Below are 24,334 nucleotides of genomic sequence, written 5' to 3' on the forward strand. Positions count from 1 at the left end.
CGCTCGAAAAGAATAGCGGTCCTGCCCGAATATGGCGGCTCGGCCGAGATGCCGACACTCACTTCAACCGCACCTTCGCGGCTCGCGTACGATGCTGCCGTCGCTCGGGCGGCCTTAGCCGAATGGGGAGCATCGCTGGGATGTGCGCGGTCAGCGGCGTCAGCAACTTCAGGGCATCAAGCTTGAGGGAAAGCTCGGCTTCCTCGTCATAGGTCCTTGCGGTTTCCGTCTCGCCCTCGTGGCCGAAGATGTCGCATCGCACTTCGCTGGGAACACGCCCTTTCATGGTCGTCGTTGCCAAGCCGCGGAAGCTGTGGACGTCTTTATCCTTCCATGCACCGCCGACGCGATGCCGCCATGACGTGCCTTCGGGGAAAGCCCAGTCCCGCAACGGCCTGAACACGGACTTGTAGAACGTGCCGGCGAATGTCGTGGAGTTGGGCGACTGCATCTCAGGAAACAGCATGGTCGATCCTGCGGCGCGCATCGCCTTCACATAGTCGATAAAGCCCAAGCGGATCAGTTCGGGATGGATCGGCAGCCGTCGAATCGACTGGATGTTCTTGAGCGCGCGATCCTCGGTATATTGGATCAGAAAATAGGGGATCGGGTCTTGTTCGAAGACCTCGGCCAAGCCCAGTCCGGCAAGCTCTGAACTGCGACCGCCATAAAGCGGGAGCATCAACGGCAGCCAGTACCAGGCGTCGTGGAAGATTTCGGTTCCGGGTTTGAAACGCCCGCCGATACCGGCGCACCCGGTCCAGATCGGCGCGGACAACAGCGTGGCGACTTCCTGCTTGGTCCAATTGGCGCGCTTATCCCGATCCCGCTTGCGCTGCTTGCGATCGGATTTGCCGAGTCCGGCCCGCGCAACCTTGAAGGACAGCGGCTTGGCCGGTCGATGCGCCTCGGGATCATCCTCTTCGCCCGCCGCATGGGTCAGGACGGCAGAGACCCAGGTCAGATGCTTGTTGATGGTGACCTGACTGATGCCGATCTGCGCGGGGTCCATGCCCTTTGCCCGCTCGAGGCTGGCGGCGATGCCACCCGCCTGTTCCTCGCGGGTACGGCCCCAGCGGTTCGGCAATGCCCGGCACAGGGTCGTGAAGGCGCGAACATGGGATTGGTCCAGATCCTCGATGAAAGCGTCGCCGCCGCAAGCGTGATCGAACAGGCGGATGGCGGTCCGCACCTGCTTGATCGAATCCGTGTCCCAGCCGCCCTCCTTGCCGTACGCGGCGATGCAGTCCTCAGCCGCATCGACGATGCGTTGTTTCGGTCGCTCGGGCTTTGACGACGGTACCGGGGGCTGAGCCGGCGTGACGATGTCATCCGCGAGCGGTCCTGTAGGCGTAGGACGCGTGCCTTGTGGCGCGATCTGCTCGAAGGCGAATGGCGCGTCGTCCGCCAACGCGTCGTCGACCCATGCGGCCGTCTCGTCTTCGGTGTCGGGCAACAGCGCCGTCGCTTCTCGGCAGGCGGCTGCCCGCGCGGCGCAGATCGTCTTGCCCATACGGGCGACATTGTCCTGCGTCGGCAGGATGCCGAACACGGTGGTGTAGCTGTCGATCTGGGCCTTGGAGACGGGGTCGTTGTTCTGGAATTCGAACACCAGATCGGCGACCTGCTTCGCGCGCGCCGGCGACCAGCCGGCCGCGATCAGGCGGTCATGCTCGTCCAGCGTCCATTGCGCGCCGACCCCGCGGCGGCCCAGAAAGCCCCAGGCCTCGGCATAGAGGGTGTTGATCGACGCGTGATCATCGGACGGCGCGGTGGTGCCCGTCTGATCTTCCAGGATTCGCTGCAACTGCCAGCGCAGCGCATCGCTGAACACCTTCTTCAGTTGATCCGGCCTCATCCCCGTCGATTGGCCATAGGCCATGCGCACCCCCTCGACCGCCACGTTCAGGCGATCGGCCATACACCGCGCATGTTTATAATTTCCCGTTCGAAGGGAAAAGCACAGGGGCACGTGCGTGCCCGCCACCGTGATCTTGCGCCGCCAATGATAGCTGCCACCACGCAGCCGCAGGTTCCGTAATCCCATTCCGTCACCCCCAATGGGTACAGCGATGGGTACAGCCGTGGGTACAACGGTCCCCGAACGCCAGTTAGGCGACGTGAAATCAACGACTTAGGTGCGGATGGTCGGGGAGACAGGATTCGAACCTGCGACATCCTGCTCCCAAAGCAGGCGCGCTACCAGACTGCGCCACTCCCCGACAGGGATGTGCCCTTAGGGGAAGCGGGGCGGCGGGTGCAAGGGGTATTTCGGGGGATTACAGGTTCGCCTGTTCCTCGACGGGCAGGTCCGCATCGGGCGGGTAGTAGAGCTCGGCGCATTCCGCCCTCAGGCATCCGCCCTCGATCACGATGTCGTCGCGATAGGCGTCGGCAATGAAGCCGAGCGTGTCGACATGCCTTGCCTCGAAATACATCGGATGCACGTCATCGCGGCCAGCGCCGTACACGACTCGCCCGACCTTCGACCAGATCGACGCCATGGTGCACATGCCGCAGGGCTGGAGCGTCGAATAGAGCGTCGCGCCGCGCAATTCCAGCGCCCCCTCCCCTTCGCAGCCACGCCGGATCGCCATCATTTCGGCATGGGCGGTGGCGTCGGGCAGTTCGTGCGTCTGATTACGCTCGGCGGCGATGACGCGGCCGTCCAGAACGATCACCGAGCCGAGCGGCGAGGTCGAGGGATCGGAGCCCTTCGAACGCGCCACGTCGATCGCCATGCGCATCCATTTTTCGTCTTCTTGTGTCATGGCGGGCTCAACGCCGTGACCCAGGTTATGGGTTCAACGGATTGGAACACCGTCTATCGAGAGGATGCCTTGCGCGCATAATAGTCGCCCAGCACATCGAAAGCCTCCTTGCGCTGCCCGGTCTCGGAGATCAGCCCCTTGCGGTTCCAGCCCTGCTGGAAATCGGGGTTCTGGCGGCGGGGCGAGCGGAAGTCCTTCAGGATCCAGGGCGACATGCCGCGCAGCGTCGGCACACGATCGGTCATGCCCAGCGTCGCGCGGTAGTAATCGGCCTGGAACTCCTCGGAGAATTTCTGTTTGTTGGCGGGATCGTGGAAGCCAGCCCGTGCATCCGCGCCGAACTCGGAAAAGATCAGGGGCTTGTCCGCGGGCACATGCCACTCGCTGCGCTCCAGGTCGGACAGGCGATCCTGCGAATACCAGCCATTGTACGTGTTGATGGCCATGACATCGAGCACCTCGGCCAGCGGATCGGCTAAGGTCATGACCGGGTGGTCCGCCCCCTCCCCCCGCTCGACCAGCAAGGCCGCGCTGACCAGCCGCGTATCGTCCAGGCGGCGAACATCGGCGACCAGCGTGCGCAGGAAGCTGTTGCGCGCATCGGTGACCGGGGTTTCGTTGGCGACGCTCCAGATCGCCACCGAGGCACGGTTGCGGTCGCGAAGGATGTTCTCGGCGAGCATGGTCCGCGCGCGGACCAGCGTATCGGGATTGGACCAGGCGACGCGCCAATAGACCGGCACCTCGCTCCACACGATCAGCCCCAGTTCGTCGGCCATCCGCACGGTGACGTCCGAATGCGGATAATGGGCCAGGCGGACGAAATTGCCGTGCAGTCCGTCCTTGATCTCGCTGAGCAGCGCGCGGGACGCCGCGGGGGTGATCGCGCGGGTGGGATCGACGCCCAGTTCCTCCTCATGCATCGAAATGCCGCGCAGGAAGATCGGCTTGCCGTTGAGCAGGATATCCGCCCCGCGCCGCTCGATCGTGCGGAAACCGATCCGGTCGTGCCACCGATCTTCGCCGGACGTGACGGTGACATCATAGAGCTTGGGGCCCTCGGGCGACCAGCGGATCAGGGCGCGCGGGGCAGCCATGGTCGCGCGCCAGTTGCCATGGGCATCGGTCGTCCCTGCCCGGTCCAGTCCGAGTTCGGCGATCTTCAGACGCACCGGACGATTGGCGGCCTGCGGACCGTCGAGATGCACGTCCGCCGCCATCCGCCCGTCGCGGGTCAACCGCACCCAGGCATCGTCGACATAGGTATCGGTCGTCGCGATCAGCCGGACCGGGCGGGTCATGCCGCCATAATTTTCCCAGTCGGTGACGGGCGGCGGGACGGTGGCCTCGTTGGCCTGCGAGTCGACGCCGATAGTGATCTGGTTCTGACCGTCGCGCAGGACTTGCGTCACCTCGAAGGCGAAGGGGGTGAAGCCGCCCTCGTGCCGACCGATCTCCTTGCCGTTCAGATAGACGATGGTCGCGTAATTGGCCGCGCCGAAGCGGAGGAAATAGCGGCCCTTTCGCGTCTCGGGCGCCGCGAAGGTCCGCTGATACCACATCAGCCCGTCATAATGGCGCAGTTCCGGCGCATGGGTCAGCCAGGAAGACGGCAAGGATGCGAGCGGCGAATGGGCGAGGTCGAATTCGTAAAGGACCCGGCTGTCCTTTGCCATGGCCGCGCGGACATCGACGTCGCGCCAGCGCTGCTGCCCCGTATCGGGCATGCCGCCGTGAAAGCCCGAAATGCCCGAGCGGAACGGGTCGATCGAATAATGCCATGGCCCCGACAAGTCGGTGCCTTCGCGCAAGTCGGCGGCGACGAGTAGCGGACCTGGCGAGGGAGGTGCGTCCTGAGCGAAGCATGGGGTAGCCAGGGTGAGCATCATGCCGGCCATGATGCGTGTAAAGCCTGTCCTGCCCATGCTTCCCTCTCCCCTGTTCGGCCGGATTTTGCGGTCAGCCTAAAGCGACTATCGCCGGTTCGCCACCCATGGCGGCGATGCCGTCAGGCGACCGGCGACAATCCCCTCCATCATTCCTCCCGATAGTGGAAATAGCGGAAGTCGGCGGGGTGGCCCGTCCCGGCCATATCCTGACACGCCATACCGACGAACGTTCCCGTGAAATTGGGCAGGCCCGCCAGCGTCGCTTCGTCCGACAACAGGCTGGCATCGCATGTCTCGGGCAGCCACTGCCATTCCTCCGCGCCCTCCGCCCGGAAGGCGAAGCGGAGCGTTTCATGGTCGACCGAGGCGCGAAGTTCCACCGGCCCGGCGGGCGCGACCAGCGGCGGCGTGATCAGGCTCTGTCCCTCGCCCGTGGGTAGAACAGACAGGAGCTGGATTAGCTTTTCGCCCTCATCCCCGGCGGTGATGTGGAGATAATGATATTTGGTGCTGTTATAGTAGCAGACGAGCCCCGCCGCCTGCTGGAAATGCTCGGGCTCGAACGCGACCAGCGTGGTGACGTCATAGCGAAACGCGGTCGGCCGCCGCGCCACCAGCGCCTGCTCGAAATGGCTGCCGATCGTGTCGCGTCCATAGAGCCGCAAATGACCGGGCCGTTCGGTCAGGCTGAACAGCCGATCGGGTTCGGGCGTACGAAGCCACTGAAAGGCGGGCGGCAGTATCGGCCCGTCGAACCAGTCGCATTCGTTCACGGCTGCGACGGCTCCAACTTCGGCGTCGGGCTCGGCACAGCGCAACCAGCCATCCGCGTCCCAGCGCATCCGCCGGATCGCGGTCTCTCGCCCCAGCACGCAGCGATCGCTGCCGGGTAGCGGACGACCGCACAGATAGGCCATCCAGGTCTCGCCCTCCGGCGTTTCGACCAGATCGCCATGGCCCGTGCGTTGCAGCGGCGCGGCGGGATCGTGGCGCGCGGTCAGGACCGGGCCGTCGGGGTGGACCTCATAGGGCCCGAACAGGGTGCGCGAACGAGCCATCACCACGGCATGCCCCCGCTCGGTCCCGCCCTCGGCCACGAGCAGATGATACCAGCCGTCGCGCTTGTAGAGATGCGGCCCCTCGGTGAAGCCCAGTTCGGTCCCCGCGAAGATGAGCCGACGCTCGCCCAGCAACCGACCGCTCGACAGGTCCATCTGCTGGATGACGATCCCGGCGAAACGCTTGCGGTCCGGGCGATGGTCCCACAGCATGTTGAGCAGCCAGCTTCGCCCGTCATCGTCATGGAACAGCGCCGGGTCGAAGCCGCTGCTGTTCAGATGCACGGCATCGGTCCACTCGCCGTCGACCCGGTCGCACGAGACCCAGTAATTGTGGAAGTCGCGCAACGAGGCGCCCTTCGCCCCGTCGACCGTGGTGCGGCCATAACGCTTCACATCGGTGAAGATCAGGTGGAAGCGCCCGTCCTTGTGGCTCAGATCGGGCGCCCAGACACCGCATCCATCGGGATTGCCCCGCATGTCGAGCTGGCTCGCACGGTTGAGCGGGCGCGCGACCAACGTCCAGTTCACCAGATCGCGGCTGTGATGGATCTGGACGCCCGGATACCATTCGAAGGTGGAGGTCGCGATATAATAGTCCTCGCCCACGCGCACGATCGAGGGGTCGGGGTTGAAGCCGCGCAAAATCGGATTGATCGGGGTCATGCGGGTTTTCGCACCAAGGTCCAGAGGAGCGCCGCGCCTGCCAGATCGAGCAGGCCGAGCAAGATGAAGAAGGGCTGATAGCCGACCTGATCGACCAGCGAGCCGAGCGTCAAGGTGAAGAGCAGCACGCCCAGATTGGCCGCCGTCCCCGACACGCCGGTCGCGGTCGCCACCTGATCCTGCGGGAACAGGTCGGAGCATAGGGTGATGACGGTCACCGACAGGGTCTGGTGCGCGAAACCGCCCAGGCACAAGAGCGCAACGGCGGCCACCGGGCTGTTCACGCTGCCGACGAACATCATGCCGGTCATCAGCACCGCGCCGAGCGTGAAGGCCCCGCGCCGCGCGTCGATCAGGTTGACGCCGCGCCGTTGCAGGAAGGCGACCACGGCGGGCCCGAACAGACACCCCAGATCAGCGGCCAGAAAGGGCAGCCAGGCGAACAGCGCGATCTGGGTCAGATCGAAATGCCGCGCCTGGACGAGGTAGAGCGGCATCCACAGCGACAGCATCCCCCAGACCGGATCGGCCAGGAACCGCGCCGCCGCGATCGCCCACAGGTTCCGGCGGCGGAGCAGTTCGCCCAAAGGCGGACGACGGCGATGCTTGGCGAGCGACGCCTCCTGCCCCCCGACGATCAGGTTGCGCTCGTCCGTCGATAGCGAGCGGTGGCGCGCGGGCGGCGCATACCAGAACAGCCAGGCCAGGACCCAGAGCAGGCCCAGCCCGCCCGCCACGAAGAACGCCGCACGCCAGCTATGATGGAACACCGCCCAGGCGACCAGCGGCGGCGCAAAGACCGCGCCGAACGACGCCCCGATCTGATAGATGCCGCCCGCCACACCGCGCTCGCGCGCCGGAAACCATTCGGCGACGACCTTCATCCCCGCCGGCTGCGCCGACCCCTCGACCAGCCCCAGCGCGCCGCGAAGCCCGGCAAAGCCCAGCCAGCCATTGGCGAAACCATGGCCCAGCGTGATCAGCGACCAGACCGCGACGAACAGGCTGAACCCGAATTTCAGGCCGAACAGGTCGAGCAGATAGCCCGCCACCGGCTGAAACATGATGCCGAACTGAAAGGCGCCGGTGATCCAGCTATATTGCGCGGACGAGATATGCTGCTCGGCCATGATCGCGGGCGCGGCGACGCCCAGGATACTGCGCGTCAGATAGTTGATGACCATCGCCGCGACGAACAGGCCGATGATCGTCCAGCGGATATAGGGAAAGCGCTTCACATGCGGTCCTTCGGCCTGTTCGGCATATGTCGTTCCCATTGACCTGTCGGCCTCTGCCGGGGCACGGCTGTCGGCGAACATCGGCACAGCGTGAAGCCCGATAACGGGACAGGATGACCTTGACCAAGACCCAACGGCGCCCGCGGGGCGTGACCATCATCGACGTGGCCAAGGAGGCCGGTGTCTCGCCCATGACCGTCTCGCGCGTCATCAACGGCGACGCGGGCGTCCGCGACGAGGTTCGCGTCCATGTCCGCGAGGTCATCAAGCGGCTGAACTATACGCCAAACCTGATGGCGCGCAGTCTCGTGACCTCGCGCGAAATCCGGATCGGCGTCATCTATTCGAACCCAAGCGCCGCCTTCATGAGCGAGCTGCTGGTCGGCGTGTTCGAAGAAGCCTCGACCCGCGCGGCGCAGTTGTTCCTGCTCAAGGGCGAACAGGGTCGTCCCCCGACTCGCGACGCCATAGAGGGGTTGATCGAACAGCGGATCGCGGGCGTCATCCTTGCCCCGCCGCTGGGCGAGTCCGATTTCGTGCGCGACATCATCCGCGAGGCAGGGCTGCCCATGGCGGTGATCGGCGGCGTCGCGCCCGATGCGGTGTCCGTCTGGATCGACAATGCCCGTGCCGCCTATGACATGACCCGCCACCTGATCGGGCTGGGCCATCGCCGCATCGGCTTCGTCCATGGCAATCCCGGCCAGTCGGCCAGTATCGAGCGTCTGGCGGGCTTTCGCCGCGCGGTCGAGGAGGAAGGCGGCCTCGAAACGCGGATCGTCCAGGGCGATTACAGCTATGCCTCGGGCCTGCGTGCTGGCGAGGAACTGCTGAGCGGCGAGCGACCGCCGACCGCGATCTTCGCCAGCAACGATGACATGGCTGCCGCCATCGTCTCGGTGGCGCATCGGCGGCATCTGGAGGTGCCGGGCGACCTGACCGTGGTGGGCTTCGACGACAGCACCGCCGCGACGACGCTCTGGCCACCGCTGACGACGATCCATCAGCCGGTCCGCGCGCTGGCGACCGAAGCGTTGCAAAGGCTGATCCAGGAAATTCGCGCCGGGGTTCCGGCGTCGAACGGCCAGCCACGTGTCACCGTGCTGGAACATCAGTTGATCGAACGCGACTCCACCGCCCCGCCACGTTCCTGAAACTGATGCTCCACCCCGGCGGAGTCCGGGGTCCAGTTGCTCTGAAGCCGGTCGAGCATCGACCGACCGCTTTGGCGACCATTCGAGACGCATAGCGGCTGGCCCCCGACCTCCGCCGGGGTGGAACAGGAGGAGTGAGGCCACCCTGCTACCGAGCCGAGGCCGTCACACCGGCTTCGGTCTGGACGACCGGCTTCATCGTGCCGTCGGGATTATAGTATAGCCGCTCGACCGTCACCGCGCGTCGCCCGATCGCTCCGCTCTGGTCGCCGATCGCCAGATTCGCGTTGTGCAGGAACAGATAGGACTTGCCCTTGAACTCCGCGATGCCCGGATGGATGGTGAAGCTGTACTTGCCCGACCCTGTCAGCAACCCGCGATAGGTCCACGGCCCCTTCGGCGATGGCGCGGTGGCGTAGGAGATATGCTCGTCGCGCTGCGTCGTCCGGTCGAGCGAGGCATAGGTCAGGTAATAGAGCTTGCCCCGCTTGTGCAGCCAGGGGCCCTCCTCGAAATGCGGCGGGGTGATCTCGGTGATCGGGCCATCGATCTCGATCATGTTGGGCTTCAGCTTGGCGATATAGCATTGCCGGTTGCCCCAGGCGATCCACGTCGTCCCGTCGTCATCGGTCATGACGGTCGGGTCGATATCCTCCCAGCTATGCGTGCCCTTGGGCGTCATCTGGTTGGTGATGAGCGCCGATCCCTTGGCATCGACGAACGGGCCGGTCGGGGTGTCGGACACGGCGACCGCGATCGCCTTGCCCGGATGGCTGTCGTCATGCTCGACTGCGGCATAGAACCAGTATTTGCCGTTTTTGTAGATGGTCTGGCTGGCCCAGGCGTCCTTCTTGGCCCATTTGAAGTCGCGCACGTTCATGATGGGCCCGTGCGGAGTCCAGGTCCGCATGTCCGTGGTGGAATAGACCAGCCATTCCTTCATGTTGAACATCTCGTCCCGCTGCGCCTCGTCATGGCCGACATAGAGGTACAGCCGGTCCCCCACCACCAAAGGCGCGGGGTCCGCCGTGAACTTGTCCCGGATGATCGGGTTCGATCCCGGCGCAGCGGGCGGCGTGTCCGCCGCCATCACCGCCACCGGCAGGGCGGCGAGCAGCGCCGCCCCGATGATCCGCGCCGTTCTCATCACATCCCCCCTCAGAAGTTGAACCGCACGCCAGCCCGGTACACGCGACCGAGCACGTCATAGAGCGCAGGGTTCACGAAATAGGGCGACCGCGCCGGTTCGCGATCAAATAGGTTATCGACCTTGAAATAGGCGGTGACCGCCTTGGTCACGTTATAGGTGCCGCCCACATCGAAATAGAAGGCGCCGGGGATGAAATTATTGTCGATCGTCGGGCGGTTGGCGGTCGAAGCCGGGCAACCCGTGGTGCACTCGATATATTGATTGCCCAGTTTGCCGTCGCTGAACCAGCGTTCCTGGAGCAGCAGCGACCAGTCGTCGGTGGCATAGGTCTGGACCGCCAGCCACTTCCACTTGGGCGTATTGCCGATGTTCACGCCCGCCGTGTCGTTGGGGATCGTGTTCGGCAAACCGGTGTCGGTGATGAAGCGCCGGATATTGGTCGCCAGCGCGCGCAGCGTCAGGCTGCCCGGCAGGCCCAGCGGATTGCGCCAGCGATAGCTCGCCTCGATATCGAAGCCGTCGGTCAGGATCGAGGCCAGGTTGAACGACTGGACGTTGATGAAGTTGGGGCCGTTGGGATTGTTCAGGTTGAACACGCCGCAGGTCTCGGGCGCGATGTTCAGGAAGCACAGGTTGACGATATCCTGCGCGCCCAGGCTGGAGATGACGTCGGTAATCTTGATCTTGTAGTAATCGACCGACAGGCTCAGCCCCGGTATCGCCTGCGAGTTGGAGAAGGCGATGCCCAGCGTCGTGTTGCGCGCGATTTCGGGGGTCAGGTTGACGTTGCCGATCGTGTTCTGAAGCGCCAGCACGTTGACGTTGTTGAACGGATCGAAAAAGCCCGGCAGCGTCGTCGTGACGGGCGCCGCGAACAGTTCCGACAGATTGGGCGCGCGGACGTCGCGTGAGGTCACGCCGCGAATGCGCAGGCCATCGACCGGCAGGTCCCAGGTTCCCCCGATCTTCCACGCCCAGACGGTGCCCGAGGTGCTGTAGTCGGTGACGCGCACCGCGCCGTTGATATTGGCACGGCCCCCGGCGTCCGAATTGATGATCGGCAGGTCGGCCTCCAGAAAGGCCTCCTTCACGCTATAGGCGCCGCCGCCATTCTTGTAGTTGCCGGCATACCAGTTGTTGCCGTCGGCCAGCAGGACCGGGTCGGCGGGATAGGCGCCATTGGCCGGGCTGTTGGCGAAACCCGCGCCGTAAGGGTCGGCACGGACGCGGTAATATTCGTGGCGGAACTCGCCACCGAACGCGATCGATACCGGCCCCGCCCAGGACGAGAAGGGCGAGCCCGAGAAGTTGAGGCTGATCACATCCTGCGTCTGGCGGGTGCGCTGGAACGGGCCGTTCTCCGGGATGATGTAGTTGAGCGCCGCCTGCGACGGATTGCCGCCGAATATGTTGAGCGGCTGGCACCCATTGGCCCGTGCGGTCGGATCGGCGCAGACGATCGCGCCGTTCAGCGTCGTCGCATTGATCGCCTGGTTGAACCGGCGCGACAGCATGATGTTGCTGACATCGACATCGGTATAGTTGGTCCCGTGCTCATAATAGATGTCGTAGGACCAGTCGGACCCGGCCACCGGCTCGCGTCCCTTGGCGCCCGCGACGAAGCGATACTGGCGACGATCGGTAAAGACCTGCGTATCGCCCAGCGCCGCGTTGCTGGTGCCATATTGGAAGTTGGTGATCCCGGCGGTCGCGCACGCGGTCTTGATCAGCGCGGGGACGTAGGGGTTGGCGCACTGGATGGTCAGGTTCGGGCGGTTCGCGCCGCCGACCGGCTGGTTGTTGGTCTTCACCTGGCCGATATTGATCGTACCGTAAATCTCGCCATTGGGTGCGAAGTCATAGCCGATCCGGCCATAGCTGTTCACCCGCTGGATCTTCGACTGGAGCGAACGCCCCGCATCGACATTGCCCGACAGGTCGCCGCCCAGGCAGAAGCCGGGGAAACAGCCCTGGACATTGCCCGCCGCGTCGCGCGCAGGCACCCCGCCCCCATATTGGAACTGGAACGGATTGCCCGACCGGTCGAAGGCGATACCCTGAAGCGGCCCGGCGGTGATGAGGCCGTATTTGGTATAGTTATAGGGCTGCGCATAGTCGCGGAACAGATATTGCGGCGTCCCGTCGTTCAGGACGTTGCGGTTGATGAGTGTCGACTGACGAAACCAGTCGCGCCCGCCCGCCAGGCCGAGGCCGAAATCGCCGCCGCCGACTCCTTCCTCGTGCGCATATTCGGTGCTGGCGATCACGTGTAGCGAATCGTTCAACAGGCTGGTGCCGCCCGCGAGTTGGATGAGCACCTGTTCGTCATCGCCGTACGTGGTCAGGCCGCCCTGGATATTGCCCTTGATCCCCTTGAACCGGGTATCGGTGATGAAGTTGACGACGCCGCCGACCGCATCCGAACCATAGGAGGCCGAGGCACCGCCATTGACCACATCGACCCGCTTGATCAGCAACTGCGGAAACAGGCTGATGTCCGGCACGCCGGTGACGTTCGCGCCGACCACCCGCTGCCCGTCGAGCAGGGTCAGGGTCCGGATCGCGCCCACGCCACGCAACGAGAAGGAACTGAGGCCCTGCTGCCCGCTCGACGTGCTGAAGGTGTTGGTCGCGGTGCCCGTCGAGCCCTGCAACGAGGGAAGCTGGGCGACGGTCGTGAAGATGTTCGGCTGCGCGTTCGCGGCGATCTGTTCCTCGCCGATGACGGTCGTCGGGGTCGGCGCGGTGAAGCCGCCGGTCGTGATTCGCGAGCCCGTGACGATGATGTCGCGGCTATTGACCTCTTCGCTCGGCTCGGCCGCCTGATTGGGTGGAATGGCCGCAGCATCCTGCGTCGGGGTGGCCTGTGCCGCCACTTCGGGTGTCGTCTGAGCCCAGGCGGGCGCTGCGACCGTGGCCATGGCAAGCACCGCGAAGCTGACCGCGCCAAGATTGTGCCGACGCAGGCTGCGGCTATGCGATCCCGTCATCATCTCGAACCTCTCCCTTTTCGTTCCGTTTTATCTGGTAACGTTACCAGACTCATTCCGCGTTTTGTCGCGCAAGTCAATGGCCCGTATCGATTCAAGGGTTTCAGATGCGCCGTCGCCGCGCTGAATTGAGGTGAGCGTTCACGACAGACCGGCGTTCAACGCCGTTTTCTCCCCCGTCGCCCGTCATAGAGGGGAGAGGGGGAGAGGGAGAGAGGAAGCCAAAAGAAGTGCGGTCGATGCTAACTTGCCCGATCAAGCGGACGGTTCAATTCGCCGCACAGGCGGCGCAGCGTCCCCTCACCTCGATCACCGGTCGTTCTGGGCTGAAACCAGCGCCCTTCGCGGCATCGCGCACCGCGCCGGTCAGGCGGTCGTCGTCGATATGGGTCGTCTGCCCGCATTTATCGCAGACCAGAAAGATGCAGTCGTGCATGCAATTGGGATGCGCATTGGCGACATAGGCATTGGCGCTTTCGACCCGGCGGGCGAGATTGGCGCCGACGAACAGGTCCAGGATGCGATAGACGCTGTTCGCCGCGACCCGTCGCCCCTGCGATTTCGACATGACATCGGCGATGTCATAGGCCGAGGCGGGCTTTTCGAACCCGGCCAACGCTTCGAACACGCTGGCGCGCATTGCCGTCCACTGCTCGCCCGCGCGCTCCAGCGTCGCCTTTGCCGCGTCGGCCAGATCGGCCCCTTCGGGCTCGTGATGGTTATGCATATGCGCCATGATCGGGATTTAGGCTCTGCGGACCGGTGGAGCAAGGTCCGCCGCCGCAGCCGCACGAGGCATTCGGTCCACTATCGCACGACCGCGCGGGCTTCTATGACGGGATCATGCTGCAACCGAGCCCTGCCTTCATGATCACCGCCCGCCCCCGAGCCTTGGCCCGCTGGCTGTTCGCGGTCGCCGGTCTGATCGTCGCCATGGTCGTGGTCGGCGGGATCACGCGACTGACCAATAGCGGCCTGTCGATCACCGAATGGAAGCCGATCACCGGCATCGTCCCCCCGCTGACCGAGGCGCAGTGGCAGGCGGAGTTCGACAACTACAAGCGTATTCCGGAATATTGGATCTTCAACCGCGACATGACGCTGGGCGGGTTCAAGGCGATCTTCTTCTGGGAATATCTGCACCGCGTCCTGGGGCGGGTGATCGGCATGGCCTTCGCCCTGCCCCTGATCTGGTTCTGGGCGCGGAAGGCCATTCCCATGGGGTATAAGCCGCGCCTGGTTGCGCTGCTTGCGCTGGGCGGGCTGCAAGGCGCGATCGGGTGGTGGATGGTCGCCTCGGGCCTGGTCGAGCGGACCGATGTCAGCCATATCCGCCTGACCGTCCATCTGCTGACCGCGCTGGTCATTCTTGCCGGGATCGTCTGGACCGCGCTGGACCTGATGGCGCTTCACCGGAACCCGCTATCGGCCCCTGCCCGGCTGACCCTGCCTGGGATCGTCGCGCTGGCGCTACTGTTCGTACAGTTGATGTTCGGCGCGCTGACCGCCGGGCTGGACGCGGGCTATGCCTTTTCAAGCTGGCCGCTGATGGGCGATGCATGGTTCCCGGCGGGGGTGCCGATGATGAGCCCGGCCATCGCCAATGCCTTCGACAATCCGGTGGTGGTGCAGTTCATCCACCGCTGGTTCGCCTTCGCCGCCGCCGCCGGGCTGATCTGGTTGGCGGCGCGAGCGATCCGGGCGGGCGCGCTGCGCGCCGGATGGCTGGTCATCGCGCTGGTGCTGGTCCAGATCGCCCTCGGCGTCGCGACCCTGCTCTCGGGCGTGCAGATCGACATCGCGGTGTCGCATCAGGCCAATGCCGCGCTGCTGCTGATCGCCGCCGCCGCCGCCGCACACCGGGTCGGCAGCGGCGCGCACACCATCAAGGTATCATAATACCCGTCAGCAAAGCCGCACTTTGCTTGACATTTTGAGCGCCGAACAGCATTGGACCCTCGTTCGCGCCGCCCGAGACAAAGGGCGGCGTGTTGCATTTCAAACCGAAAGGTCTCACGCCCATGAAGGCGCTCATGAAGACCACCAAGGCGGCCAAGCCGCACGAGGTGGAGAAGAAGTGGCATATCGTCGACGCCGACGGCCTGGTTGTCGGCCGCGCCGCCACCATCATCGCGAACATCCTGCGCGGCAAGCACAAGCCGAGCTTCACCCCGCACGTGGATTGCGGTGACAATGTCATCGTCATCAATGCGGACAAGGTGCGCTTCACCGGCAACAAGCTGGGCCAGAAGGTGTATTACAAGCACACCGGTTATGCCGGTGGTATCAAGGGCATCACCGCCGCCAAGGTCCTGGAAGGCCGCTTCCCCGAGCGCGTCTTGGAAAAGGCCGTCGAGCGCATGATCCCCCGTGGTCCGCTGGGTCGTCAGCAGATGCGCAACCTGCGCATCTTCGCCGGCACCGAGCATCCGCACGCCGCTCAGAACCCCGAAGTCCTCGACATCGCGTCGATGAACCGCAAGAACAAGGTGGGCGCATAATGTCCGACAACCGCCAGTCGCTCGCCGATCTCGGCGCCACGCTGAACCAGCAGGCCGCTGCCGCGACCGCGCAGCCCCCCGTCGAGGGGGAAGCCCCCGCCGCCGCTCCCGTCGAGCGCGTCAGCACCACCCCGCTGCGTCAGCAGGAACTGGACAAGTTCGGCCGCGCCTATGCCACCGGCCGTCGCAAGGACGCCGTGGCTCGCGTCTGGCTGAAGCCGGGTTCGGGCAAGATCACGATCAACGGCCGCGATCAGGAAGTCTATTTCGCGCGTCCGACGCTGCGTCTCGTCATCAACCAGGTGTTCGGCATCACCGAGCGCGAAGGTCAGTATGACGTGATCTGCACCGTCAAGGGCGGTGGTCTGTCGGGCCAGGCCGGTGCGGTCAAGCACGGCATCAGCCAGGCGCTGACCAAGTACGAGCCGGTTCTCCGTGCTCCGGTCAAGGCCGCCGGCTTCCTGACCCGCGACAGCCGCACGGTCGAGCGTAAGAAGTATGGCCGCGCCAAGGCGCGTCGCAGCTTCCAGTTCTCGAAGCGCTAAGACGCGGGCAGCCGTGGATTGCGCGAGCAATCCACGGACTTGCCACGGTGGGCGGCAGCGTCGGCACAGCCGACGATGTCCGACCGCGTGGCCAGGCTTTGCTACCGAAGGAGCGGTCCGGCAACGGGCCGCTCTTTTTCGTTCGAGGCAAGTTCAGGACGAATAACCCATGTCCAATCCGTTATGGATACCCGCCACGGTCGCCGCCGCGACTTTTCAAGTCGGTCGCAACGCCCTGCAACGCGGGGTCATGTCGTCGTCGGGGCCCTGGGGTGCGACGCTTGTGCGGTTCCTGTTCGGGCTGCCCTTCTCGATCCTGTTCGTCACCGTCGCCCGTCACTTCACCCCGGGTGCGGATCTCCACTGGTCCGGGGCTTTCTGGTTGTCGGCCATCGTCGGCGCGACGGCACAGGTGCTCGCGACCGCCGCGCTGCTCGACGCCATGCGCCGCTCGGGTTTCGCGGTCGGCACCGCGCTTCAGCAAAGCTCGCTGCCGCTGGCCGCCCTGCTCGGCCTCATTGTCTATCACGACCGGATCAGCGCCATCGCATGGGTCGGTGTCGTCATCACCACCATCGGTCTGGTCGCCCTGTCCTGGCCACCACCCGAACAGCGTCGCGCCTCGCTGATCGGGGTCGCGATGGGACTGGCGTCGGGCCTTTTCTTCGGTTTCTCGCTCAACGCGTTCCGCCATGCGGCGCTTGCGCTGGACTCCTCGCACCCGGTATTCGCCGCGCTGGTCTGTGTCGCGGTGGTGCAGGCGATGCAGAGTCTCGCGCTCGGCCTGATCCTGGCCTGGCGCGATCCCGCCGCCTTGACCGAAGTGCTGCGCCGATGGCGTCCGTCCCTGGGGGCCGGGCTGTGCGGCGCCTGCGCCTCGGCGGGCTGGTTCGTCGCGCTCGCCCTGTCGCCCGCCGCGCCGGTCCGGGCGCTGGGCATCATCGAAGCTCCGATCGCCGCCATGGCCGGGCACCGGTTGTTCCGTGAGGCTCTGGGCGCGCGGCAGATCCTGTCGGGTGTCGCCATCATTGGCGGGGTCCTGCTGACGACGCTGTTATAGGCCCCATCGACATTCAAGCTGCATAATCTTCATTTCTCCCCTTCCAGGGGAGGAAACGTCGCTCCCCGCCCAATGTCAGCCTTTGACTGGCGAATGTCACCCCGACTTCATCCGTTGGCCATTCGCCTCAGCGTAGACTCCCCTGACAACGCCAGCAGGTCGTCGTCCGACGCCGCGTTCACCAGGGGTCATCGGCATGAGCTATCGTCGCCTGTTTTCTATGCTCTCCCTCCTCGCCCTGGAGATGACCGCCAACACCGCCCCGCCTTCAGTCGAGCTTTCACGACCCTTCGGCCTGAAAGCGGGCTGGCAATTGCTTGTGACCCAGGGGCCGGAGACGCCCGATCCGTTCGGCGGGGGGACAGAAAAGGTCCCCGGCGAACTCCATCTTTGCATCACCGGCGACGGCGGCAAAAGCTGTCGCCCGTCGCTTGACGCGATGCTGGTCAGAGCCGGACAGGCGACCATCTATGACCGACCGCATTATCTCGAAGACGCGCGCATCATCCGGCCCGAACCCAATCATCCTTTGCTATGGGTGCAAGCCGCCAGCCTTCACGGCGGCAATGGGGATCAGGTCGTGGGGACCATGGTCCTCGGCTATGACCAAGCAGGTGACCGGTTCGTGCCGGTCTATGATCTGAAGACCGGTCGCAACAACAATCAGGCGGTTCGCTATATCGAAAGCGGGCCCTTGCGCGGCGCGATCATCTCCGCCGAACCGACGTCGGACGCGCCCTTTGCCTTCTGGATCACGGTGAACCGGCTCGGCACGTCAGGGCGCTATGCCCCCGTGCTGCGCTATCGCAGCGTGACGCGCTATGGCGACGGCAATCCCCTGCCCGTGGTCGACTCCGACATGCCCGAGACGCTGCGCCGCCTGAAACTATGGGCGCCCGGCACCCCGCCTCCCCATCCCGCCCATTGCAGCGCCCCGCGCCTGACCCACGGCGCACTCTGGTGCGGCGACCTTGCCCCCGCCGCCCCTCGGCGGTAGCGACATGACAAAATCATCATGTTGCAGGAGAGCGTGCCATGTCCCCCACCCTGGATCGTCGCCAGATGCTCAAGGCCGGCGCGACCATCGCCGGGCTGTCCTTGGGGGGTCGGGCGCTCGCGCAATCCGACCGGATCGAAACGCTGATCGGGCGGATGACCCTGGCCGAGAAGGCCGGGCAATTGTCCTGCTTCTCCGACCAGATCCGGCCCATCGGCCTGCCCTTCAACCCCGGCCTGCCCGCGCGTAACGACGCCGCCGCGCAATTGGCGCGCATCCGTAAGGGCGAGATCGGGATGCTGTTCAACGGCGTCGGCTATGCGGGAGCGAAGGCGGCACAGGATGCCATGATGCAGACGCGGTTGAAGATCCCGCTGATCTTCGCGGGCGATGTGATCCATGGCCTTCGCACCGCCTATCCGCTGCCGATCGCGGAGGCCTGCGCCTTCGACCCCGACCTGGCCGAGCGCACCGCCCGAGCGGCGGCGATCGAGACGACCGCGCTGGGCATGCAATGGACCTTCGCCCCCATGGTCGATGTCGCGCGCGACCAGCGCTGGGGGCGCGTCGCGGAGGGTTCAGGCGAGGATGTGTATCTGGGCACCAGGCTCGCCGTCGCGCGGGTACGCGGCTTTCAGGGGCGTGACCTGCGCGACCCGACCAGCGTCGCCGCCTGCGCCAAGCATTTCGCCGCCTATGGCGCGGTCAGCGGCGGCATGGATTACAACTATACCGAGATTTCACCCCAAACCCTGCATGAAGTTCACCTCGCCTCCTTCAAGGCCTGTGTCGATGCCGGGGTCGCGACGATCATGTCGGCGTTCAACGACATCCACGGCGTGCCGTCGTCGGGGAATCGCTGGCTGCTGACCGACCTTCTTCACCAGCAATGGGGTTTCAAGGGGATGGTCGTCGGCGATTACACCGCCGATGAGGAATTGATCGCGCATGGCTATGCCGCCGATGGCCGCGACGCCGCGAAGAAGGCGTTCCTGGCGGGGGTGGACATGGCCATGGCCTCCAACCTGTTCAACCTGTGGCTGCCTGATCTGGTCGAGAAGGGCGAGGTGCCCATGGCCCGACTGGACGAGGCGGTGCGGCGTGTCCTTTCGTTGAAGGACACCATCGGCCTGTTCGACAATCCCTATCGCTCGATCAGCCAAAAGGCGGAGCGGAGCCAGGTATCGACACCCGCCATGCTGAAGCTTTCGCGCGAGGCGGGCGCGCGCTCGATCGTACTGTTGAAGAATGAAGACGATCTGCTGCCGCTCAAGGCCGATCCGGGGCGCATCGCGTTGATCGGGCCGTTCGGTGAGGACCGGGACAATGTCGTCGGCACCTGGGCCTTCATGTCGGATGCCCGGCTGAACGTCTCGGTCGCGCAGGGGCTTCGAAATCGCAAGCTGGCGGTCGAAGTGGTCAAGGGTTCGGATGTCGAGGCGGCCATCCCCGGCGGGATCGACGCGGCGGTGGCGGCGGCGCGCGCGGCGGACGTGGTGTTGCTCGCTGTCGGGGAGACTCAACTCATGTCGGGCGAGGCGCAGTCGCGGGCGGAGATCACCATTCCACAAGCGCAGATGGACCTCGCCGAAGCTGTCGCCGCGACCGGCAAGCCGGTGGTCGTCCTGCTCCGCCATGGTCGCGCACTGGCGCTGCACGGTGCCGTCAAGGATGCTCCCGCAATCCTCGCCACCTGGTTCCTGGGGTCGGAGAGCGGCAACGCGATCGCCGATGTGCTGTTCGGCGATGTGAACCCTTCGGCCAAACTCTCGGTCAGCTTCCCGCACGAGAGCGGGCAGCAGCCCTATTTCTACAATCACAAGAATACCGGGCGCCCCGCGCCCGACACCGGGGCTCAGGACTATAAGGCCCGCTACCGCGAGACGAAGAACGAGGCGCTTTATCCCTTCGGCTATGGCCTCAGCTATACCCAGTGGCAGGTTTCCGACGTCACGGTGCCGCCGCGCATGACCGACAGGATGGAGGTGAGCGCGACCATTACCAACACCGGCTCACGGGCGGGGTCGCAGGTGGTGCAACTCTATGTCCACGACAAGGTCGCCAGCCGGACCCGTCCGGTGCGCGAATTGAAGGGGTTCGAACGGGTGACGCTGAACCCCGGCCAGTCGCGGACCGTCCGCCTGTCGCTGACCCGCGACGACCTGCGCTTCTGGGGCGAGGATGACTGGGTAATCGAGCCGGGAGAATATGACCTATGGGTCGCGACCAGTTCGGTCGATGGCGACCGCAAGACGTTCGAGCTGATCTAAAGCCGGACGATATTGGTGGCGATGCGTTCGGCTTCGTCCGGGTCGTGCGTCACCATCAGGATCGGGATGCCCGTCCGGTCCCGCACGGCCACCAGCGCGTCGAGTATGTCCCCTCGGCGCGCACGGTCGAGCGACGATAGCGGCTCATCGAGCAACAGCACACGCGGGCCGCTGAGCAGTGCCCGCCCGATCGCCACCCGGCGAGCCTCCCCACCCGACAAACTGCGCGGCCAGCGGTCGAGCAGATGGCCGATACCCAGCATCGCGACGATCCCGTCGCTATCGCCCTCCCCGCGCCCCTGTCCGTAGCGCAAATTGGCCGCGACCCGCATATGCGGGAACAGTCGCGGCTCCTGAAAGACATAGCCGATCCGCCGCCGCTCCGGCCGCACATCGATACGCGCGTCCGCATCGAACAGCGTCTCCCCCGCAACGCGGACATGGCCGGTTTCCGGACGGAGCAGCCCTGCCACCATTTGCAGGATGCTGGTCTTGCCCACGCCCGACGGACCGAACAGCACGGTGGCGCCCGGGCCGGTCGCGAAGCGCGCCGCGATCCGGCTGTCCCCACGCAGGACGGAAACGTCGACGTCAAAGGACATGCAGACCCCGCCCCATTCGCCGCGCCAGCCATTCGGACGCGACCAGCGCGATCAGCGACAACACCACCGACACGGTCGCGAGCCGCCACACCATATCCTCGCCACCGGGCCGCTGGAGCGCGGAATAGATGGCGAGCGGCAGGGTGGCCGTCTCCCCCGGCACGTTGGAGACGAAGGTGATCGTCGCTCCGAACTCCCCGATCGAACGGGCGAAACCGAGCACGAGGCCCGCCAATATCCCCGGCGCGCACAATGGCAGGGTGATGGTTGCAAAGACTCGGGCCCGCCCCGCGCCCAGCGTTCGCGCAGCCTGTTCCAGACGGGGATCAACCGCCTCGATCGAAAGGCGAATCGCCCGCACGACCAGTGGCAGAGCCATCACCGCCGCCGCGATCGCCGCGCCGGTCCAGCGGAACAGCACGGTCGCCCCGAACCATTCGCTCAGCCAGCGACCGATCGGCCCCTCCGGCCCGAAGGCGAGGAGCAACACCCAGCCGGTCACCACCGGCGGGACCACCAACGGCAGATGGACGATGCCGTCGAGCAGCACCCGCCCCGGAAACCGCCCCCGCGCCAACAGCCATGCCAGAACGAACGCGATCGGCAGCGTCGCCAGCATCGCCGTGCCGCCCACGAGCAACGATAGCCGGACGATCCCCCATTCCTCGGGTGACAGCATCAGGCCGTCATCGCGTCGAGAAACCGTAACGCCGGAAGATCGCTTTGCCCTCGCTCGACAGCAGGAAGCGGCGGAAACCTTCGGCCTGGGGGTTGGTGGAGGCCTTCAACCGGGCGAGCGGATAGGTGATCGGGCTATGGCTGGCCACCGGGAACAGGCCGACGACATGGACGCGCGGCGACGCCTTGGCATCCGTCGCATAGACGATCCCGTAAGGCGCAGCTCCCCGCTCGACCAAGGCAAGCGCGGCGCGGACATTCTCCGCTCGCACGACATGCGGGGCGACGGCGCTCCATGCGCCCAGCTTTTCGAGCGCGGCCTTGCCATATTTGCCCGCCGGCACGCTATCCGTATCGGCCATGGCGAGCGGCCCCGCGGACAGCGTCTTTGCCAGCGTCCGCGTGGTCACCTGACCGCCCTTGCCCGCTGGCGCAATGACGACCAGCCGATTGCCCAGAAAGGCGCTGCGGGTACGCTCGGCGAGCAGCCCGTCCTTCTGCAGGACGTCCATCCATTCCTCGTCCGCCGAGGCGAACAGATCGGCCGTGCCCCCTGCCTGTACCTGTCGCGCCAAGGCCGAGGAGGCGGCGAAGGAAATGACGGGGCGAGGATGCCCCTTCTTCGCCCAGCTATCGGCGGCGGCGGTCATCGATTCTTGAAGGCTGGCCGCAGCAAGAACCAGGGGCGCGCGATTCTGCGCGACGGCGGGCACCGACACACTCAGCGCGCCGAATAGCGCGAGGATGGAAAATGGTTTCATCGACGGCGTCCCCCCGAAGCGCCGTGATGGCGGCTTTTCGCTGTAACGCACAAGGGACGATTTTCTCCCCGTTTGGGGAGGCGGTAAATACTGTCTGGAATGGCGTCTATCCCCCTCCACCAGCTTCGCTGGTCCCCCTCCCCAAGCAAAGCTTGGGGAGGAATAAAGGGTTTACGCTTCGTCGCCCATGCGAAGGGCAGCGATAAAGGCTTCCTGGGGAATGCTGACCGAACCGTACTCGCGCATCTTGGCCTTACCTTTTTTCTGCTTTTCCAGCAGCTTGCGCTTACGAGTTGCGTCGCCGCCATAGCATTTCGCGGTCACGTCCTTGCGCATCGCGCTGATCGTCTCGCGCGCGATCACCTTGCCGCCGATCGCCGCCTGGATCGGGATCTTGAACAGGTGACGTGGGATGAGTTCCTTCAACCGCTCGCACATGCCGCGCCCGCGCGTCTCGGCGGTGCCGCGATGGACGATCATCGACAGCGCGTCGACCGGCTCTTCGTTGACCAGGATGCTCATCTTCACGAGGTCACCCTCGCGATAGCCGATCTGATGATAGTCGAAGCTGGCATAGCCCTTGGACAGCGACTTCAGCCGGTCGTAGAAATCGAACACGACTTCGTTGAGCGGCAGTTCATAGGTCGCTTGCGCCCGCCCGCCGACATAGGTCAGGTTCTTCTGGATGCCCCGCCGGTCCTGGCACAGCTTCAGGATCGAACCCAGATATTCGTCGGGGACATAGATGGTCGCCTCGATCCACGGTTCGCTGATCGACGCGATCTTGTTGGGATCGGGCATGTCGGCGGGGTTGTGCAGGTCGATCTGGCCGCCGTCATGGCTCAGTTCGATCTGGTACACCACCGAGGGCGCGGTGGTGATGAGATCAAGGTCATATTCGCGGGTCAGCCGCTCCTGGATGATCTCCAGATGCAGCAGGCCCAGAAAGCCGCAACGAAAACCGAAGCCGAGCGCTGCCGAGGTTTCCATCTCGAAGCTGAACGAGGCATCGTTCAGCCGCAGCTTGCTGATCGACTCGCGCAGCTTTTCGAAGTCGTTGGCATCCACCGGGAACAGGCCGCAGAACACCACCGGCTGGACTTCCTTGAAGCCCGGCAGCGCCTGCTCGGTCGGCTTCTTGGCGTCGGTCAGCGTGTCGCCGACCCGCGCCTGCGCCACGTCCTTGATCTGCGCGGTGATGAAGCCGATCTCGCCCACGCCCAGTTCGGTCAGTTGCTCGATCTTGGGACGGAAACAGCCGACCCGGTCGATCAGGTGGGTGGTGCCCGCCTGCATGAACTTGATCTGCTGCCCTTTTTTCAGCGTCCCTTCCATGACGCGGACCAGGATGACGACGCCCAGATAGGGGTCGTACCAGCTATCGACCAGCATCGCCTTCAGCGGCGCGGTCGCATCGCCCTTCGGGGCCGGGATATTCTTGACGATCGCTTCCAGGATGTCGCCGATGCCGATGCCCGACTTGGCGCTGGCCAGCACCGCGCCCGAGGCATCGATGCCGATCACATCCTCGATCTCGGCGCGGACCTTTTCGGGTTCGGCGGCGGGCAGATCGATCTTGTTGATGACGGGCACGATCTCATGGTCATGCTCGATCGACTGATAGACATTGGCCAGCGTCTGCGCCTCGACGCCCTGCGCGGCATCGACGACCAGCAGCGCGCCTTCGCAGGCGGCCAGCGACCGGCTGACCTCATAGGCGAAGTCGACATGGCCCGGCGTGTCCATCAGGTTCAGCGTGTACGTCTCGCCGTCCTGCGCCTTGTACGCCAGGCGCACGGTCTGCGCCTTGATGGTGATGCCGCGTTCCTTCTCGATCTCCATATTGTCGAGAACCTGTTCGCTCATCTCGCGGTCGGTCAGGCCGCCGGTGAACTGGATCAGGCGATCGGCGAGTGTCGACTTGCCATGGTCGATATGCGCGATGATGGAGAAATTGCGAATCTTGTCGAGCGGCGTGGTCATGATCCCGCAGCGCCTAGCCTG

Annotated in this window: 20 protein-coding genes and 1 tRNA gene; 7 read left to right on the plus strand and 14 right to left on the minus strand. The window is 65.2% G+C overall.

The annotated features are described in order from the left end of the window. Positions 1-58: 58 nt before the first annotated feature. From QE379_RS12230 to QE379_RS12255, 6 genes are all read right to left on the minus strand, one after another. Complete coding sequence (locus QE379_RS12230) at positions 59-1,921, minus strand: hypothetical protein (protein WP_307000872.1); 1,863 nt, start codon at positions 1,919-1,921, stop codon at positions 59-61. A 224-nt stretch (positions 1,922-2,145) separates the two neighbouring features. Continuing rightward, a tRNA-Pro gene (locus tag QE379_RS12235) sits at positions 2,146-2,222 on the minus strand. A gap of 57 nt (positions 2,223-2,279) precedes the next feature. Then, the gene (locus QE379_RS12240; RefSeq protein WP_307000873.1) at positions 2,280-2,771 is read right to left on the minus strand and encodes a nucleoside deaminase; all 492 of its coding nucleotides are present in this window, start codon (positions 2,769-2,771) and stop codon (positions 2,280-2,282) included. Positions 2,772-2,824: 53 nt separating this feature from the next. Continuing rightward, a complete protein-coding gene (locus QE379_RS12245) occupies positions 2,825-4,660 on the minus strand; it encodes a glycoside hydrolase family 2 protein (RefSeq protein ID WP_307000874.1) in 1,836 nt (611 codons plus the stop codon). 146 nt (positions 4,661-4,806) lie between these two features. Next, complete coding sequence (locus tag QE379_RS12250) at positions 4,807-6,384, minus strand: glycoside hydrolase family 43 protein (RefSeq protein ID WP_307000876.1); 1,578 nt, start codon at positions 6,382-6,384, stop codon at positions 4,807-4,809. Next, the gene (locus tag QE379_RS12255) at positions 6,381-7,703 is read right to left on the minus strand and encodes an MFS transporter (protein ID WP_307003203.1); all 1,323 of its coding nucleotides are present in this window, start codon (positions 7,701-7,703) and stop codon (positions 6,381-6,383) included. The genes QE379_RS12250 and QE379_RS12255 overlap by 4 nt, the downstream gene beginning before the upstream one ends. A 32-nt stretch (positions 7,704-7,735) precedes the next feature. Between QE379_RS12255 and QE379_RS12260 the strand changes: the two genes are divergently transcribed. Beyond that, a complete protein-coding gene (locus tag QE379_RS12260) occupies positions 7,736-8,776 on the plus strand; it encodes a LacI family DNA-binding transcriptional regulator (RefSeq protein WP_373461779.1) in 1,041 nt (346 codons plus the stop codon). A gap of 148 nt (positions 8,777-8,924) precedes the next feature. On the opposite strand, the gene QE379_RS12265 is transcribed toward QE379_RS12260, so the two are convergent. The 3 genes from QE379_RS12265 to QE379_RS12275 form a co-directional block, all read right to left on the minus strand. Continuing rightward, on the minus strand, positions 8,925-9,923 hold the full coding sequence (locus QE379_RS12265; protein WP_307000878.1) for a glycoside hydrolase family 43 protein: 999 nt from the start codon (positions 9,921-9,923) through the stop codon (positions 8,925-8,927). 11 nt (positions 9,924-9,934) lie between these two features. Further along, positions 9,935-12,919: a TonB-dependent siderophore receptor gene (locus QE379_RS12270; RefSeq protein ID WP_307000879.1), complete on the minus strand. Its 2,985-nt coding sequence runs from the start codon at positions 12,917-12,919 to the stop codon at positions 9,935-9,937. A gap of 265 nt (positions 12,920-13,184) precedes the next feature. After that, the gene (locus QE379_RS12275; RefSeq protein WP_307000880.1) at positions 13,185-13,652 is read right to left on the minus strand and encodes a Fur family transcriptional regulator; all 468 of its coding nucleotides are present in this window, start codon (positions 13,650-13,652) and stop codon (positions 13,185-13,187) included. 107 nt (positions 13,653-13,759) lie between these two features. Here QE379_RS12275 and QE379_RS12280 point away from each other — a divergent pair, with 107 nt between their 5' ends. Beyond that, complete coding sequence (locus tag QE379_RS12280) at positions 13,760-14,815, plus strand: COX15/CtaA family protein (protein WP_373461780.1); 1,056 nt, start codon at positions 13,760-13,762, stop codon at positions 14,813-14,815. On the opposite strand, the gene QE379_RS12285 is transcribed toward QE379_RS12280, so the two are convergent. Next, the gene (locus QE379_RS12285; RefSeq protein WP_307003313.1) at positions 14,802-14,951 is read right to left on the minus strand and encodes a hypothetical protein; all 150 of its coding nucleotides are present in this window, start codon (positions 14,949-14,951) and stop codon (positions 14,802-14,804) included. The genes QE379_RS12280 and QE379_RS12285 overlap by 14 nt on opposite strands. Here QE379_RS12285 and rplM point away from each other — a divergent pair. The 5 genes from rplM (at position 14,938) to QE379_RS12310 (ending at position 20,289) form a co-directional block, all read left to right on the plus strand. Beyond that, positions 14,938-15,417, plus strand: coding sequence for a 50S ribosomal protein L13 (gene rplM / locus QE379_RS12290; protein WP_037568175.1), 480 nt, complete (start codon positions 14,938-14,940; stop codon positions 15,415-15,417). The genes QE379_RS12285 and rplM overlap by 14 nt on opposite strands. Further along, positions 15,417-15,962: a 30S ribosomal protein S9 gene (gene rpsI, locus QE379_RS12295; RefSeq protein ID WP_307000882.1), complete on the plus strand. Its 546-nt coding sequence runs from the start codon at positions 15,417-15,419 to the stop codon at positions 15,960-15,962. Before rplM ends, rpsI begins: the two co-directional genes overlap by 1 nt. 169 nt (positions 15,963-16,131) lie before the next feature. After that, entirely contained in the window at positions 16,132-17,022 is an 891-nt protein-coding gene (locus QE379_RS12300; RefSeq protein WP_307000883.1) for a DMT family transporter, read from the plus strand. 196 nt (positions 17,023-17,218) lie between these two features. Beyond that, complete coding sequence (locus QE379_RS12305) at positions 17,219-18,019, plus strand: hypothetical protein (protein WP_307000884.1); 801 nt, start codon at positions 17,219-17,221, stop codon at positions 18,017-18,019. A gap of 38 nt (positions 18,020-18,057) precedes the next feature. Next, entirely contained in the window at positions 18,058-20,289 is a 2,232-nt protein-coding gene (locus QE379_RS12310; RefSeq protein ID WP_307000885.1) for a glycoside hydrolase family 3 N-terminal domain-containing protein, read from the plus strand. Here the strand turns inward: QE379_RS12310 and QE379_RS12315 are convergent. The 4 genes from QE379_RS12315 to lepA form a co-directional block, all read right to left on the minus strand. After that, positions 20,286-20,891: an ATP-binding cassette domain-containing protein gene (locus QE379_RS12315; protein ID WP_307000886.1), complete on the minus strand. Its 606-nt coding sequence runs from the start codon at positions 20,889-20,891 to the stop codon at positions 20,286-20,288. The genes QE379_RS12310 and QE379_RS12315 overlap by 4 nt on opposite strands. Beyond that, positions 20,881-21,570 carry a molybdate ABC transporter permease subunit gene (gene modB, locus QE379_RS12320; protein ID WP_307000887.1) on the minus strand — a complete coding sequence of 230 codons (690 nt, stop codon included), beginning with the start codon at positions 21,568-21,570 and terminating at the stop codon, positions 20,881-20,883. Before modB ends, QE379_RS12315 begins: the two co-directional genes overlap by 11 nt. A gap of 7 nt (positions 21,571-21,577) precedes the next feature. Then, a complete protein-coding gene (gene modA, locus QE379_RS12325; protein ID WP_307000889.1) occupies positions 21,578-22,330 on the minus strand; it encodes a molybdate ABC transporter substrate-binding protein in 753 nt (250 codons plus the stop codon). A 171-nt stretch (positions 22,331-22,501) separates the two neighbouring features. After that, complete coding sequence (gene lepA, locus QE379_RS12330) at positions 22,502-24,313, minus strand: translation elongation factor 4 (RefSeq protein ID WP_061779000.1); 1,812 nt, start codon at positions 24,311-24,313, stop codon at positions 22,502-22,504. Positions 24,314-24,334 lie beyond the last annotated feature (21 nt).

It is taken from the genome of Sphingomonas sp. SORGH_AS_0879, from assembly GCF_030819175.1.
Taxonomy (GTDB): Bacteria; Pseudomonadota; Alphaproteobacteria; order Sphingomonadales; family Sphingomonadaceae; genus Sphingomonas.

Bases quoted from the DNA above. Each gene is read 5' to 3' on its own strand.
- QE379_RS12285 (WP_307003313.1), bottom strand. From the start codon at position 14,951: ATGAGCGCCTTCATGGGCGTGAGACCTTTCGGTTTGAAATGCAACACG.
- QE379_RS12315 (WP_307000886.1), bottom strand. From the start codon at position 20,891: ATGTCCTTTGACGTCGACGTTTCCGTCCTGCGTGGGGACAGCCGGATC.
- modA (WP_307000889.1), bottom strand. From the start codon at position 22,330: ATGAAACCATTTTCCATCCTCGCGCTATTCGGCGCGCTGAGTGTGTCG.
- QE379_RS12240 (WP_307000873.1), bottom strand. From the start codon at position 2,771: ATGACACAAGAAGACGAAAAATGGATGCGCATGGCGATCGACGTGGCG.
- QE379_RS12270 (WP_307000879.1), bottom strand. From the start codon at position 12,919: ATGATGACGGGATCGCATAGCCGCAGCCTGCGTCGGCACAATCTTGGC.
- QE379_RS12280 (WP_373461780.1), top strand. From the start codon at position 13,760: ATGCTGCAACCGAGCCCTGCCTTCATGATCACCGCCCGCCCCCGAGCC.
- rplM (WP_037568175.1), top strand. From the start codon at position 14,938: ATGAAGGCGCTCATGAAGACCACCAAGGCGGCCAAGCCGCACGAGGTG.
- QE379_RS12255 (WP_307003203.1), bottom strand. From the start codon at position 7,703: ATGTTCGCCGACAGCCGTGCCCCGGCAGAGGCCGACAGGTCAATGGGA.
- QE379_RS12300 (WP_307000883.1), top strand. From the start codon at position 16,132: ATGTCCAATCCGTTATGGATACCCGCCACGGTCGCCGCCGCGACTTTT.
- rpsI (WP_307000882.1), top strand. From the start codon at position 15,417: ATGTCCGACAACCGCCAGTCGCTCGCCGATCTCGGCGCCACGCTGAAC.
- lepA (WP_061779000.1), bottom strand. From the start codon at position 24,313: ATGACCACGCCGCTCGACAAGATTCGCAATTTCTCCATCATCGCGCAT.
- QE379_RS12310 (WP_307000885.1), top strand. From the start codon at position 18,058: ATGTCCCCCACCCTGGATCGTCGCCAGATGCTCAAGGCCGGCGCGACC.
- QE379_RS12245 (WP_307000874.1), bottom strand. From the start codon at position 4,660: ATGATGCTCACCCTGGCTACCCCATGCTTCGCTCAGGACGCACCTCCC.
- QE379_RS12230 (WP_307000872.1), bottom strand. From the start codon at position 1,921: ATGGCCGATCGCCTGAACGTGGCGGTCGAGGGGGTGCGCATGGCCTAT.
- QE379_RS12260 (WP_373461779.1), top strand. From the start codon at position 7,736: ATGACCTTGACCAAGACCCAACGGCGCCCGCGGGGCGTGACCATCATC.
- QE379_RS12250 (WP_307000876.1), bottom strand. From the start codon at position 6,384: ATGACCCCGATCAATCCGATTTTGCGCGGCTTCAACCCCGACCCCTCG.
- QE379_RS12275 (WP_307000880.1), bottom strand. From the start codon at position 13,652: ATGGCGCATATGCATAACCATCACGAGCCCGAAGGGGCCGATCTGGCC.
- QE379_RS12305 (WP_307000884.1), top strand. From the start codon at position 17,219: ATGAGCTATCGTCGCCTGTTTTCTATGCTCTCCCTCCTCGCCCTGGAG.
- modB (WP_307000887.1), bottom strand. From the start codon at position 21,570: ATGCTGTCACCCGAGGAATGGGGGATCGTCCGGCTATCGTTGCTCGTG.
- QE379_RS12265 (WP_307000878.1), bottom strand. From the start codon at position 9,923: ATGAGAACGGCGCGGATCATCGGGGCGGCGCTGCTCGCCGCCCTGCCG.